The 14445-nt window shown below is 54.2% G+C and carries 15 protein-coding genes; 4 read left to right on the forward strand and 11 right to left on the reverse strand.

The features are described 5' to 3' along the window. The first annotated feature begins 19 nt into the window (after window positions 1–19). Window positions 20–511: a hypothetical protein gene (locus ACYVRU_RS03485; RefSeq protein WP_461185722.1), complete on the forward strand. Its 492-nt coding sequence runs from the start codon at window positions 20–22 to the stop codon at window positions 509–511. Here ACYVRU_RS03485 and ACYVRU_RS03490 read toward each other — a convergent pair. From ACYVRU_RS03490 to ACYVRU_RS03500, 3 genes are all read right to left on the reverse strand, one after another. Next, window positions 480–1469, reverse strand: a complete 990-nt coding sequence (locus tag ACYVRU_RS03490) for an Abi family protein (RefSeq protein ID WP_288219600.1) — start codon at window positions 1467–1469, stop codon at window positions 480–482. The genes ACYVRU_RS03485 and ACYVRU_RS03490 overlap by 32 nt on opposite strands. 195 nt (window positions 1470–1664) lie before the next feature. Continuing rightward, window positions 1665–2120, reverse strand: coding sequence for a PIN domain-containing protein (locus ACYVRU_RS03495; RefSeq protein WP_418381299.1), 456 nt, complete (start codon window positions 2118–2120; stop codon window positions 1665–1667). Next, a complete protein-coding gene (locus ACYVRU_RS03500) occupies window positions 2117–2440 on the reverse strand; it encodes a RelB/DinJ family addiction module antitoxin (protein ID WP_417000699.1) in 324 nt (107 codons plus the stop codon). The genes ACYVRU_RS03495 and ACYVRU_RS03500 overlap by 4 nt, the downstream gene beginning before the upstream one ends. Window positions 2441–2806: 366 nt before the next feature. Here ACYVRU_RS03500 and ACYVRU_RS03505 point away from each other — a divergent pair, with 366 nt between their 5' ends. Next, the gene (locus tag ACYVRU_RS03505; RefSeq protein ID WP_461185723.1) at window positions 2807–3469 is read left to right on the forward strand and encodes a hypothetical protein; all 663 of its coding nucleotides are present in this window, start codon (window positions 2807–2809) and stop codon (window positions 3467–3469) included. A 74-nt stretch (window positions 3470–3543) separates the two neighbouring features. On the opposite strand, the gene ACYVRU_RS03510 is transcribed toward ACYVRU_RS03505, so the two are convergent. From ACYVRU_RS03510 to ACYVRU_RS03545, 8 genes are all read right to left on the reverse strand, one after another. Beyond that, a complete protein-coding gene (locus tag ACYVRU_RS03510) occupies window positions 3544–4647 on the reverse strand; it encodes a hypothetical protein (protein ID WP_452040441.1) in 1104 nt (367 codons plus the stop codon). After that, window positions 4605–5285, reverse strand: a complete 681-nt coding sequence (locus ACYVRU_RS03515) for a hypothetical protein (protein ID WP_452040442.1) — start codon at window positions 5283–5285, stop codon at window positions 4605–4607. The genes ACYVRU_RS03510 and ACYVRU_RS03515 overlap by 43 nt, the downstream gene beginning before the upstream one ends. Beyond that, window positions 5282–5821: a hypothetical protein gene (locus ACYVRU_RS03520; protein ID WP_461185724.1), complete on the reverse strand. Its 540-nt coding sequence runs from the start codon at window positions 5819–5821 to the stop codon at window positions 5282–5284. The genes ACYVRU_RS03515 and ACYVRU_RS03520 overlap by 4 nt, the downstream gene beginning before the upstream one ends. Beyond that, window positions 5818–6954 (reverse strand): hypothetical protein, encoded by a 1137-nt coding sequence (locus ACYVRU_RS03525; protein ID WP_461185725.1) that lies wholly within the window; start codon window positions 6952–6954, stop codon window positions 5818–5820. Before ACYVRU_RS03525 ends, ACYVRU_RS03520 begins: the two co-directional genes overlap by 4 nt. 207 nt (window positions 6955–7161) lie before the next feature. Further along, the gene (locus ACYVRU_RS03530; RefSeq protein ID WP_461185726.1) at window positions 7162–8388 is read right to left on the reverse strand and encodes a hypothetical protein; all 1227 of its coding nucleotides are present in this window, start codon (window positions 8386–8388) and stop codon (window positions 7162–7164) included. 11 nt (window positions 8389–8399) lie between these two features. Further along, a complete protein-coding gene (locus ACYVRU_RS03535) occupies window positions 8400–9251 on the reverse strand; it encodes a hypothetical protein (RefSeq protein ID WP_452040446.1) in 852 nt (283 codons plus the stop codon). Next, window positions 9241–10425 (reverse strand): OmpA family protein, encoded by a 1185-nt coding sequence (locus ACYVRU_RS03540; protein ID WP_461185727.1) that lies wholly within the window; start codon window positions 10423–10425, stop codon window positions 9241–9243. Before ACYVRU_RS03540 ends, ACYVRU_RS03535 begins: the two co-directional genes overlap by 11 nt. Then, window positions 10418–11434 carry a hypothetical protein gene (locus ACYVRU_RS03545; protein WP_461185728.1) on the reverse strand — a complete coding sequence of 339 codons (1017 nt, stop codon included), beginning with the start codon at window positions 11432–11434 and terminating at the stop codon, window positions 10418–10420. The genes ACYVRU_RS03540 and ACYVRU_RS03545 overlap by 8 nt, the downstream gene beginning before the upstream one ends. Window positions 11435–11596: 162 nt before the next feature. Here ACYVRU_RS03545 and ACYVRU_RS03550 point away from each other — a divergent pair, with 162 nt between their 5' ends. Both ACYVRU_RS03550 and ACYVRU_RS03555 read left to right on the forward strand, forming a co-directional pair. Continuing rightward, window positions 11597–13792 (forward strand): TIR domain-containing protein, encoded by a 2196-nt coding sequence (locus ACYVRU_RS03550; protein WP_461185729.1) that lies wholly within the window; start codon window positions 11597–11599, stop codon window positions 13790–13792. A gap of 134 nt (window positions 13793–13926) precedes the next feature. Beyond that, entirely contained in the window at window positions 13927–14349 is a 423-nt protein-coding gene (locus ACYVRU_RS03555; RefSeq protein ID WP_461185730.1) for a hypothetical protein, read from the forward strand. Window positions 14350–14445: the final 96 nt, after the last annotated feature.

Raw genomic sequence — 14445 nt, forward strand, 5'->3', positions numbered from 1 at the left:
ACGATCAGAAAGGCCAGCCATGGCAGAATACGCACTCGCAAGCTTTGAAGCGAAGGACGGCACGGGCCGGTGGGAGGTTTTCACCTGGGGGATCATCGCCAACGGCCAGCGCTACTACTTCACCAAGCGGTCCCATATCGTATGCGCTGGGTTGCCCGGGCGCACCGAGAAGCACGTCTACCAAACCGAGGAAGACGACGACTTCGGCCTGTGGGCGGCGCTCGCCGTCTACCAGGAGACCGGCAGCCTCACCGACGCAGGTCTCGCCGCCTGGGCCCTGGGCGGCACGAGCATTGAAACCCACATCGACACGCGGGAGATCCCCGGCAACGTGACGCTTTCCATCGGGCACTTGCGCCGTGGCCGCGACGCCAACCTTTCCTTGCGCTACCGCGAAGACGGCCGCTGGGTCCAAGTCGGCGCCATCCAGCACTTCGCCGACATCACCCTCGCCGCCATCATCGCCTACCGTCGAACGGCTACCCCCGCCGCACCTTCCTCGTCCATATAGGTCGATCCGGCTCGTCGAACTCCAGAAGCTTCGACGTCGCACTGCTGGCCCGGTCGAAGATCCTGCCGATACCCGAGGCCTCGAGCACGTGTCTGGCGACGCTCCCCCTCTTATCATAGGCCATTATCGTGAGCAGCACATCGGCCAGAAGCTTCTCGTAGTCCTCGGCGCACAGGTACGGCTCAGCGAGGTCGATCATAGCAGCGTAGTCCACGATCGGGCTACGCTTGCCGATCTTCGCGCAGTAGAGCCTGTCATCGTGAGCGCAGATATTCCTGAACTTGACGATCGGGCCGAGCGAGAGGCGGGCGTCCTTCGGGTCGAAGTACGGGTTGTCCCCGCCGAGCCGACCGGTCGCCTCGGCGATCCTCTTGCAAACGAGACGCCGCTCGGCCGGCTTCATCAGATGGAAGAAGTGCTCGACGCTGCCAAAGGTGAGCGAGTTCGCGAGAACCCAGAGGGGCACGTGCCCGTGCCGCTCCTTGTAGTGGCGCACAGGTTCGCTCCTCGGACGGGACACGCAGGAATAAAGGGTACTCTGCAGCTTCAGGAGGTTGTCGATGTAGTTCTTCAGCCCGAACTCTTCAAACTCTGATTCCGTGCAGAAGTTGCCCTGAATGAGGTATGATGACGGCTCGGGATGGTGCTCGGCGAAAGTGTATGAGCACACCGTTCGCACCACAGCCTCAACCTGCATGAGATGCTTGAACGTCACCTCTCTGAGGTCGCGATCGAAGCAGAAGAGGTTATATACGTCGTTGAAGCTCGTCCCCTCCGCGAAACGATCGTCGCCGGCCGCCCTCGTTGCGTCCGAATCGAGAAACGGGTCCTTGTATCCATTCACGATGGAGTAATACCCTTCCCGCATGAGAATACCAGGCGTGTCAGCATCAGTCGAGAGCCCACGCTTGTGCATGAGATTGATCTGCTCTTCAATACTCTTGAACGGCTTTTCCATACCTCTCCTAAAAAAACAGGAAGCGGTCACCATCGAGGCAACCGCTTCGCTGTGGGCGGGGCCCCCGTAAGAGCTTCCGCCATAACCACTGACTGAACTTTACCAATTCCGACCTAAGCGGGTCAATCGAAAAAGGAAAATTCTTTTGACATTATGGTAAAAAACTTTTTACTCGGAAGCCCAGCCATCAACATCCTACCAATCAATCTCCTCGTACACGAGGCCGTGGGCGTCCTTGAGGTGGGCGAAGAACTCGGCACAGTCGCAGACGGGGATGGTCGAGCGCTCGAAGTCGGCCTGGTTGCGTGTGATTATGGCCTCGACGTGCAGCTTCTTGGCGCACTGGTAGAGGCAGGCATCCTCGAAGTCGGGCCACGACGATTCCAGCGCGTTCTCGATGTCGTACTCCCCCAGCGTGCAGATACGCGCCAGCCGCTTCACTTTCAGCAAGCGAAGCTTCACCGACTCTGCAAGGCGCGGCTTGCCCCCCTCCGTCAGCAAGTAGAACGCATCAGTGAACTGCGACGGGCTCATCCACAGATCGACCTCGCCGAGCGCGCCTAAGATGAGCAGCTTGCGGGCATCGGCGGCGAAGGGCTGCCGGCCCATCATGCAGTCCAGCAAGATGTTGGTATCGAGCAGCAGCTTCATCGGCGACCCTCCCCCGCAGCGCCAGAAACGCCCAGCCGGGCCAGTCGCGCGTCTTTCGTCGACATGCTCCGATAGGGCTCGGCCACCGGAGCCACCAAACTGTCCACCAAGCCCATTGCGGCCTCAACCTCGGCCCGACCGTGCGGCCGCCTCTCCTCCGCACGAGCGTCGAAGGGAAGAGCGCCTCTCTCGATCACGTAGTCGTAAAGCTGGTTGACCGCCTTCGACGCGTTGGTTCCCAAAGAGGCCAGAACCCGATTGCCCTCCTCCTTCTTCCCAACCCCCATCCGAGCCGTAACCATAGCCTCCGCATTACCCATAACCTGCTCCTAGCTTCCACTTGTTGTACGTTGTACACTATAGCATAAAGAACCCCTCGATGGCCCCTTCATTTAATTGGCCAAAAACGGGGGTCTTGAAATCACAATCTGTGATTTAAAATGACGGGGGATTGACCCTCAGGCCGAACGCCTCCTCCATGCCAATGCAGAAGAGATCCATTGACACCATAAGCCGACGACACTATCCTTAGCTGCGAAGCCCCGAACGGTGAGGAATCACCACTTCCGGGGCTTTCGTTTTACCCATCAAAAAGGGGCGCGCGGAGCTACCATCGTGCAAGTAATGCCCTCTATTGGGCTATCGGTAAACCATCGTAGGGAGTATCCTTTAACGGCAAGAATTGCATGCGCAAACATGCTGAACTGCAACTCACCTACAGCAGCAAGGAGACCGATATGCGAGCTATGTGGAATAGCACCTTCAAGCAAAGGCGGCTGCTTTTGAAGAATCTTCTCGTCATGCTCCTGGCAGCTTTTGTTGTCTGCTCACTATACGGCTGTTACCACTCATCAAGCTCGGACTCCTCAAGGCCCAAGCAACAGGAAACCTTGAGCCCTCAGAGCGAGGTGCAGTCCTGGGCACAACGGCAGCAGGAGCTTGAGCGAGAGCAGAAAGCCTACGAAGAGGAAATGGAACGGCTCGAGGAGTCGGCCCCTGAAGCCATTGCCGAACGTCTGGGCATTCCGCAATCACATCTTTGGTACAACGCCGGCAACCATATTGGCGAAGCATGCACAGTTGCTGGGCCCGTCGTTAACGTGTACCAAGCAAAAGACGCGAATGGAATGCCCATTTTCGTGGACATAGGCTCAGCCTACCCCAGCGACAATCGCGTCACCTTGGTCATCTGGGCAGAGCACTACGACGACTTTGCAGAGATGCTCAACGCGGTAGACCACGGAGGTGCGTGGCTTTCAGTTAGCAGCTATCTAGACGTCTACGAAGGCTCCCTCCAAATGAACAGCGATAACGGCTGCGAATACACCTGGTGGACTGGGGTGGAATGACGAGCGCGCTAGCATGCGCTGACTACACGTCTAAGTGCTCAAGCACCGCTGCATGAGCGCCCAATAGATCTTTATTAAATAAACTCAGTCCGAGGAATCGGAACAGGATCAACATTGCCCCCATCGCTACCAAATGTATACGTATACTCACGAGTAGGATCGACGAAATCGAGAGCGCAGTCGCTTTTCGCGTAAACCCCTTCTTCCCCAAATGCCTCATCGGGACCAAGCCAATCGGAACCCATTGCATAGTAAAACTCGCACGTCGCGGCCGGAACACATGCCTCGACCGTTGTGCCCGACCGCACATAAAATGCAAGCACAGTTTCCCCCGAATCGATATTTCGTAACTTGATAAAAGCATCCGACTCCAACGGAGCTACTATTGTTAATTGCGGCAAGCGTCCTTGACCATTTGTTTGAAATATCTGACCCGTAATAGGACGTGGGTTGATGGCAGAACGCTCCTCAACCATTACTTCGGATTCATTTTCCTGCCGAGCACAGGAACTGCATCCCGCAAGCTGAATCATTTCGAGTGCACGTCCCGTCCAAAGACGCGCGTAGTTAAATCGCGCCCAAAAGGGATGATCCGCCGCATAGGCGTCGTAACTTGCATACCCCCATCGGCTGAAATCGAATTCTTCGGCTGACGAAGTTGCCTCATGCAACTCATTTCCCGAAGCATCTCTTAAAGCGTCCCCGTCATACCGTGCCGCACCTTGACCAGCAGAACCGCTATCGATCACCTCACCAGCAGCTACCGAAACACTGTCTCCTGCATAGGTATTTACACTATTTATCGAAGAGTTGATGACCACAACTTCTGGCGCTGCAGAACCCTGAGGCACAGCTGCCATCGAAGCAGCATTCTCCGCGCTTGCCCGTTCGCCCGTTCGCGCATCACCGCCTTCTAAACCGTTCTCGGCAGTCTGCTCATAGCCGGCACTCGAAAAGTTCTGCGTCATCCCATCTTTCTGGATATTCGGAAGCGGAAACAGCCACAGAAAAGCAAGCAGCACAACTAGCAGCAAAGCAACCCAACGCCACGCACGGTTATTTCGACGGCGGCTAAAGCGATTTCTTCTGCGATAACGATCCCCCTGATTTGCCATCTTCCTATCTCCCATTGCAGCTAAGCTAACCAACACCAAACCATCACGCCGAATGAAGACCAAACCCAAATCTCTAGGCTGTGGTACAGCATCGACGTAATCTGAACGGACAACGGCGGGGCTTCGCGCCGGCCTCTTATACGCAGCACGTAAGCAGCAATGCTAACCAAGGCTACGACACCGCTCCAAAAAAGCAGCAGTACATGGCGCTCGGCCTCAAGCTGTAGCGTCGCACAAGCCATAGCAAGCGCAAGCGCTATCAAAGACCCGAAAGCCACAATCACCTCAAGCAAAATGCACACGATGGAGCCACCCTTCGGAGCAGCGTAACAACGAGGAAAGTAAAACGACTCGGGGCACGCGAGCCAGCAAAGAAACGCCGAAAAGGGCGGAAACGCCGCACTTAAGGGGGAGAGAGCCCAAGCTCCACCCACAAAGAGAACGCCACCAGCAATTAGCTTGCCAGCAACCCTCTTTCGACTTTTCAGAAGAGAGCCAATTCCTATCCATACGATCAGAAAGACGCTTAGAGCGCAAAAACAGTTTTGCACCCCAGAAGAAAACAGCAGCGACTGCGATAGGCCGCTCGCCCAACCAATCCCAACATCACGACTACCTGCACCAAATTGGACGATGCAACACGCTACGAGACTAGCCCCAAAGCGTACAACTTGCTCGAATATTTTGCGCAGCTGAATCACGAAAGAAGCCCCTCCCCCATGCAAGACAAAATATATTGGGCGCTGCGCTCGAAGAAAGGCACTGATGCTCCTTCATCGTCAGAAGAAAGCGAAAGCACCTTTACTCGTCCGCGCACACTCGTCTCTATCGTGCAATTCTGCGTCAAGATCACAAGGACTGCCCCACGCACTTCCGTCCCTTTTGAAGTGTAGAAGTCAACGGTCTGCTCCATCTGCAAGCAAGCACAATCAGCGTCCGCTGAGGTTAGAGGAGAAGCATCTTTGCTGCACAGCCCAAGATGCAACGCATGAACAGAGGAGAAGCCCGAAGGAACTTTTGACGCATTCGCGAGATCATGTTGAGCCACAAACCTGACTATCTTCGCCGCATCGCGATCATGTTTCAAAACCGACACGAACGCACTGAGCGCTTTACTTACATGAGCCCGAGCAGAGTCCGTCTTAACCATATCGGCATCAATAACGAGACCGCACACTATCACTGGGCACAGCGCCTCGATCGGATTACCGCGCCTATCACGCTGGACAAACCTCATAGCGCACCGCCTAGCAGAGCATAGCGCACGATACCAACCAAAGTCATCAGAACAGTTCCCGCAATCAGAGAAAAACAGTATTGGCGCCTCTCATAGCCCAATAAAGGGTGCCGTTGCGCTACAAACAAGTTGTAAAGTGCAGAGCCAGCTACCACTATCACAATATAGAGCCACGACGGCTCAATGCCAAACTGATAAGGGGGCGTCCCCAACAACACGGCCACCATCATGTCAAACGGCGCAAATCCATTCATTGCTGAGCAAGCACCGATGGCAGCCGACATCCACATCGTCGTAGCCCAAAACACCCCTGCGCTACCATATCCGCGCAAGCCCCATGGACGCTGCTCAAGCTTCCGCACGCGTTCTGCCGGCACGCGAGCGCCGAACATAAGCTGCTTCAGCTTATCTTTCATCAGCGAAAACCAACCGCGATAAGTCGTTTCGCCTAGCTCGAAAATTGCGCATAGCTCCATCGACAATCTCTGCGCATCACCGCTCCTAGCACAACGAAAGACGCTCTCTAAAATCCTTCTGAATTGGCGAGGGGTGCCCCATAATCTTTTATTCTGATCAACTAGCGAAAGAGTATTCGAAAGAGCACTTATGAGAACAGAGCAAGGTGCTGCCCCAAATACCGCCGACCTCACCTCCTCAGCCGAAGGGCCATCAAGCCCTGAGCAGTCTCCAGTGTTCCACAAACGCCTCTCAAGATCGGCGGTAGATCTCTTGTTCAAAAGACAGTACACATGCAACGCGAGATCTACCTCGCCCTGCCATGGCAGGCGGAAAAACAGCGAGCCTTTCAATCCATGCGTTCTTTGAGCCAGAGCAGCATAATCAACAGCGAGAAACACTCGGCAAGTGGATGGACTGACGAGAATGCGCTCGGGCGACATGCGTCCCAGAAAACAGCCCAACCGCGATGCAATCTGCACAAGTACGCATAAGTTATGAGCAGTACGTCGACGTGCGCACCTGTCATTTTTCTTAAGGTCTAGATATTGTTCGAGGCCGATACCCCCATGCATATAGGAGACGATCAGGCCGGCGAACTCATTATCGCGATAAGCAACATCAACTGGACACGACACCTGCTTCTTCAGCCCGTTAAATCGAGCATCGCCGAACACAAGTTGCTCCTTGGCGAGCCTCTCCCCCCTCGAATTCAAAAGCCGATGCGGGAATGCCACAAAAGCAAGCTCTTCGCTGTCCTGTAAGGGAATACATCTCCATAGTGTTGAGCGATCAGAGATCGCCCCAGCCGGAAGACGATAGAGTCTTCCGGTTTTCCCTTGCAATTCTGTTACGATCTCTCGGGCTTCGTCCATGGCAACTGGCTAGCTATCCTGCCGCTCAGATGATGCCAGGGCAATCAAATCTTTGAGTCGCTGCTTTAATGAGGAGCGCCCTTTCAAAGAGGACGGCTCCTCTTTGGATCCCTGCTCCTTTTGCCGAGATTCTTCCTGCCCCTCTTCCATCAAAGCGGCAGCTTCATCGCCGATCTCAACCGACAACTCTTTCGGAGCCGACTCTTCTTCCACTTCGATTGCTATCGCCACATCGCTAATTGAGCAGTCTTCTTCGCTTTTACGCTTCTGTGTTTTCGGCACCGCAGATTCCCGCATAGAGTCGTCTTCAATCATCTCTTCTTCGCGAGTAACCGCTTCGACAGCAGCTATTCTCTCCAATTCCTTGCGAGCCTGCTCTTCCCGCATCTGAGCCATATGCTTATTCGCACGTGCAACCTCTGCATCGGCTTCAAACATTGCCTGTTGTGTCATGCGCTCAGCTTGCTTGATAGCTTTTTCTCCGCGCAATTTCTCAAGGTCGAGCTCAGAGCGCTCCTGCTTCATTTGCCATTTTCTCTCCTCTTGTTCGGCGCGCACTTGTTCTTGGCGCATTCGGCGCTCATGTCGATGTTGTATGCGCGCCTTTCGCGCCCTGCTTTTCTCCTCGCGACGAGCTTTACGAATCTCCTCTTGCTGAAATTCCAGGTCGTCTTCTTTCGCCTTTTTGGCATATCTCCGTTTTATCTTGGCCTCGCGACGATCATATTTAAGCGCCGTTAGACGCAGGTCATATAAACGCGCCTTGTCAATACCCTCTTCGCGCCGAGCACGAGCCTCGCAAACTGCCTGGTATGCAGCGATATTGGCCTGCTTCATATCCGCTATACGTTGATCAACAATGCCATTGCGCTCCATCTGGATATGAGCCAGCGTGCGCAGCTCACTGAGAAACGCTTCTACCAGGGGCATAGCCTGCGCATCATATTGCCCCCCGTGAAACTTCCGCTCGATGACCTGCATGCTTTCGGCTAGCTCCTCAAAAACAAGGGCCTCCACATGAGCCGAAGAACAAACTGCACTCTCGAATACCGAAGCACCCACTAGATCCCCTACGTCGATACGCTGAACGCGAGAAGCTCTACTTGCTTGATTTGGACGATCGAAATCCAAATTATCGATGCGAACGCTATCGGATGAATAATAAGCCGCTGTCGGCGCCTGAGCAGACGAGCTATTCATCTTCGTAGTTTTTCTTCTTTTTAATTTAGGCCACATTTCGAAAGTCCTCACTCTCCGTGATCTGCATTTCCGTTGGCCCTCTTCCAGCTAGAAAAAACCTCATCGGGCGCTGTCGCCTCATCGTTCTCGTTAGAAGCATCTGCTTTCGGGGCGTTCTTCATCCCTTTCAAGCATCCCGCAAAGAACTTCTCGTTTTCCTCACGCGGAAGCGTGGTGAGCGCCTTGTCATTGACGAAATGCGGTTCAAATGACACCTTCCGAGATGCCCCCCGCGCATAGCAAGAGAGACGCGCGATGAAATCAAGCCGTACGAGTCGCTCGTGAGTCATAGAGGCATCCAGGACATCTTGATACTGGGAAAGAGTTATTCCTGTTCTAGCCGACACATCATTAAGTTCCTCTCGCAATGCTTCCTCTCGCGCTGCAAACTCCCACGCGACAAGACCCGATCGCCGCTTTTGCCGCTTCTCGACAAGATGAGCACTTACCTTCTCGTCACCTTCGTAGCCGATGATCGCGGCCTCGTCTTTGACTGCTCTTAAATTTGGCAGATTATCAATGCGTCTGATAATCTCGTTGCGCTCAAGCACAGCCGCCTCCAGCGTTGGCCGAAGCTCGAACATGAGTCCATTGGCCTCCTGCCACTCGGCATTGATGCGTAAATTAGCCTGATCAGCAAGCGACATGCAATAGGCGGAGTCAATATGCCCTGCGTGTGCAATCCACACCTTTCCTCGCGCAGCGTCAAAATATCCTCGTAGCCACAATCGAATGCGCGTGAACGCGCCGAGGCTTCGCGGGAAAAAGAGATCGTATCTCCGTTCGCGACTCTCCGACAAAAGTTCTCCGGAGATTTCGTTTTCCCGTCGACGCACGTCCCTCACCACACTAGTCGCCAAAGGCGATTTCTACACGCCGATTCTGGGCATCATCGTCATAGTCGCTGCTCTCGCCCATGCCAACAGCGGTGATCTGCCCTTCGGATACCCCGGCATCAACAAACAAAGCCTTGACCGCGTCCGCTCGTTTTCGAGAAAGCTCCTGATTGTAATTCTCGTCACCATTCGTATCGGTATACCCGCTGATAACAATCTGCAGCTCTGGGAAATCGAGCAACTGATTGATGTAGTCCTGCAGGGCCTCACGCGCAGCATCAGCACTATTGAATTCACTCGAATCGAACGCAAATGTGAGAGCCCCATCGTTTGTCGTTTCATCAAACTCGACATTGTCACCAAGACGCACAAGATTTCCGTCCTCGTCGAGAGAAACACGTGGCATGCTTACCGGAGTCACCCCAGGCAAATCCCCTACAGGCGCAACTCCCGATCCCGCCTTAAATACTTCACCGTCATTTTCGGACAAGCTCACGCCAGCAGCTTCAAAAAGCGCTCGATAAAGATCACGCATAGCGACCCTAGTGCCCTCGTTCAGGTCTCCCTGAGGATCGCTCGTCTCTCCCAAGCCGAACCACACTACCTCGTCGATATTCTCGAACTTGGCAAGATCTCCGCTCTCTCGCAAAGCAGCGACAAACCCTTCAGGATCTAAAAGAGCGTGGCGCGAAGCTTCTTCGGTGAAATTAACAGGACCCGTCGTTGACACACCGGAGTCAACAATAACGAGCAGATTCGGAACATCTGGACTACCGCCCACACTCAACTGATCGTTAGCCTTGCAAATGGCGGCAAATAAGTTTGATTCTGCGCTTTGCGCCGTCCAGTTCATCTTCTCAATAGCTTCAATATTGCTTTGAAGCTCTGCTTCTCGCCTACGACCGTTCTCTTCCTTTAGCTCAAATGTTCCCGCAAACGACTGGGGATTCCCATCAGAACTTACGCCGACAAAATAACACTCGTTCTCGGCAGCCATCTTTATATAAGGTTCGACGACGGAAAGATCGCCAGACGAATTTGCCCGATCTGAGTAGATGATGGCAACATCCCGAACAGGAACCGTCTCTTGAACCGTCTCAAACTCATCCGGATCTCCGGAAGCACAGCCTGCCGCGAATAAGGCTATAGCTAGAACAACCATCCCCAAAGTCAATCTGGACAGCATTTCCTTAGTCATTGAATTCTCCCTGAGCTCGATTTTCAACACGCCTTTCGCGCACTATCCTGCTGATATTGCAGAAGTCGTAAGCATCTGCAGGATCAACGATGCCGTTGAGTTGCGTCGATAGCTCGCAAATACGAAAAGCCGCGTCCACCGTCTGCTTATCAAGAATCCGCTCTCGTTCTTCGCGCTCCATATTTTTGATAGGCTCAATTGCGCACGAAGCGTAAGTGCTTTCGTAAAGGCAGCGATCTTCCGGAATATAGCTCTCCGCAAGCCGCTTTTTCTCTGCCGCATAAGGATCCATAGAGTAGTAGGCGTGCACGACTTCCAACAGCGCCCCCAGAAACATTACCGCTAAAAGTCCGAGCGTTTGGGTAAGTGCTTCCGAGGAAAACTGAAGGTCAATTGATAGAGCATCGTTGGCTGCGCCAACTGACCCACCAAAACCGCCAAATCCTCCGCCAGAAGTGTCGCCGCCGAACCCGCCTTTGAACATTTCCCCAGCCGAAGAGCTACTAGTAAGTCCATCCAAAATGCTGCAGTACCGCACAAAAGCTATAAACACGAGAACGACGAACATCACGATAAGCAAGGCAATACAAGCCGCAAGAGATCCTCGCCCTCTAAAGGCTTTGAACTCCGCAATCTTTTTGCCCGCTATGTCGCCAAACGTCAAATAAAGCACCACGAGCGCGAAACATGTCAGCGCGGTAAAGACAGCGATCAAGCCCGCATCATTTCCTTTCAGCAGGTCGCTAAAACTCGCTGTTCCAAGCATCCACGCAAAGGCGTCCTGGAGAAGATAGAAGTCGACGAAGGCAGAGCCTACCACGATGGCAAAGAGCCACTTCGTCCACATCTTTTTCGTCTTTGCCGCTCGGTCGAGATCCGCCACATAGGTATCACTGGGAAAAGCCCTTGGAAATTGACGCGCCTTCCGCTCTTGGCGCTGCATCCAACGCCGTTTTCGCCACACGCGGAAACGTCTCACGACCTCTCTGATGCTGGCCCAGACCTTCATAACTTCGCTTTCATGTTTCTCTCTCTTTGCACACGCATTGACGCGCGCGTGCTTCCTGGTGACATGTTGACCATTGTACGAACAGGCACATTTGCCATTGCCCAATGAGAAGCACCACCAACTTCGTCGACACACTAACCAGCACCACGGTATAATCGCCCTATGAATTGCCCCCATTGCCATAATTCACTTCCTGACGATGCCGCACGCTGCTTTCAATGCGGGCTGACATTTTCCGACCAAAACAAACAAGCAGCTTTCTCCTACGCAGCATTTATCAGCTATCGACACCTTTCTCGGGATGCAGAGATTGCCCAACAGGTACAAAAAGCTATCGAGGCCCATCGACTGCCACACAACATAGCCCTCGACGATCCATCGCGCTCAACCGCACATCGCAAAAACAAGCGCATTTTGGGCAAATGCTTTCGCGACGAGGACGAGCTGGCGGCTTCGCACTCGCTACCCGACAGCATTCGGGAGGCATTGGCGGCTTCGCGTACGCTGGTGGTCATTTGCTCGCCGGAGACGCAGGAAAGTCCCTGGGTGCGGCGGGAAATCGAGATGTTCGAGCAGCTGCACGGGCGCGAGCGCATCATTTGCGTGCTGGCTGCGGGCAGCCCCGAGGAAAGCATTCCACCTATTCTGAAAACGCGCATGACGCCCGACGCCAACGGGATCTTGCGAGAAATGCCGGCCGAGCCCCTCGCCGCCGATCTGCGCCCTGAGGCCAAAGCCAAACGCAAGGCCGAGCTGCTGCGCATCATCGCCGCCGTCGCCGGCTGCAGCTACGACGATCTCCGCCAACGCGAGCGAGCCCGTCAGTGCAGGCGTATGGCCCTCGCGTCCGCGGCAGCAGCCCTCACCATCGTCGCCGTCGGCGTCTTCGCCTTCCAATTTCACCAAACCAGCGAGGCGGCACTCATCGCGGAATCTAAAAGCCTTGCTGCCCAGGCGCTCGACCAGTACGATCGCGGCGAGCACCTTCAGGCAATTGAAACCGCCCTTGCGGCCCTTCCCTCCTCTGCAGATAACCCCAATCGTCCCATTGTGCCCGAAGCGCAAGCAGCTCTTGAAGAAGTACTCGCCCTCAATCCCGATCCAGATCGGCACTGGGTTCCCCTCTTTTGCATCGACGCAAAGGGAAGCATTGTCGATATCGCTTACAGTTTTGAAGGCGGTTGGCTTGCCGTTTTGGATGACACCGGCGCTCTTTCAATCTATGACATATACACAAGCCAGCCAATCACAACCGAAAGCCCCGCGCTATTCGCCGTCGATGAAGACACCGTACCGCAGAGTGATTGGTTCATTGAGGCCATCTCCCCTTCGCATCTACTTCTAGCAAATCGCACAGAAGGGGGAGGAGTTTCTTGCCTCCTCCCCCTAACAGGCAAAGAAGCATGGAATAGCAGCCGCACTTACGCCTTAGCCGCAGCTCCTCTAGACGATTCAAGCAATTTTGCCATCCTCGCTTACGGCATGCACTCTCTAGGAGCTGCATTCGTCAACTGCACCAAGGGATCTCTCGAAAAGGGCTTGGTCGAAACGCCCGTTGAACAATTCCCCCAGTTTACAAACTTCGAAGCGTTCTCCGCCCAGAAAAACCCCTCTACCGCCTATTATGCTTTAGATACGTCACTGGTCATTTTTGATTTAGAAGAAACTACCTGCGAGCAGCGTAACGTCTCAGACGCGATGATCCATTCCATTCAAGCAGACAGAGAAATCGTTGTCTTCACCGCAGCGGATTGTATCGGCGACGACATCAATACCAACCAAGTTCCTTTCACCGTTCGCGCCCTTGATACAAGCACAGATTCGGAAGAGCCCTTGTGGACTTTCAACGACACCTACAGCGTCACTGTCGGCACCCAATCTGGAACGCTCCTCCCATTCAACGGCATTCCTCAAGTACGCTGCATTCTTCACAAAAAAGAAAGCATGGTTGCAATTACAGCCGGCAAAAAACTTCTCGTGTTCAACTTAAAGACGGGAGAACTCCTCTTTTCGCATGAATTCAATGCTTCTATCGTGGAAGTCTCGCTATGCTTTGACAGCGATGATTCATGCGAGTTTGCCGTTGCCCTGGGCGATGGAACACTTGACATCGTAAATCCACTCATGGAAATTACCCTAAACACAGACTATAGCGCCACCCAAATTCCCTACCACATCGATAGCGCTTCTTTCGATATTTACGATACGGGCAATCCCGTTGCCTTCGTGCGTCCCACGAACCAGTCAAATCGCCTTCTTTGCTATCTCTTTAATCCCTATTATGGAGAAGACGATATTGAAGAGTTCTCCCTCGAAGAACTACTCGCCTACGCCCGCAGCGCATTGCGATATTCATGAGGGACTTGCAATTCCTTAGCTCTAGAAAACCCCTTCATTGCCCAATGCTAAAAGCGACAGCAGGTATGATAGGCACGTTATCATGTGGAATGCGCCATGGCACACGCGGAAAGAAGGGAGGGATTGGCCAACCGATGACGAAAGTCAGACAGCGCGCGTCCCTTCCCGTCGACGCCGTCAAGCTCGCGCTTGAGCGGGAGCGCCAAAAGCGCGAGGACATCAAGCCCATCGAGCTTTTGAAAGTGGCCCTGTCTGCCTACCTTGCGTTCACGTTCAACGAGGACGACGCGAGCGCGACGGGAGGCAAGACGCCCCGCGAGTCAACCGACAGCGCCGCCCTTCGCCGAGGAACCCAGGCAGCGGTCGACCGGCTGCTCTTCAACGCGAACTATTGGCGCGCCGCCTATGAATCGCGCGTTTTCGACGCCTGTACCCAGCCAGAAAATGCCCAGCTGTGCCTGCAAGCCCTTTCGGTTTGGACGGCGCACACCCTCAAGTTGAACACGCTGTCGCCCACCGAGGCCGTGGCCACCTTTGAGCGCTTCTGCCCACCCTGAGTATTGCGGCATCCTCGGGTGGTGATTCCGCAATGCGTCAGTGCGCAAATCCATTGGCCATCGGTGCGCGCTTGCGCCGACAATCGGGCTGGGAGT

It is taken from the genome of Adlercreutzia sp. CNCM I-6216 (assembly GCF_977113345.1).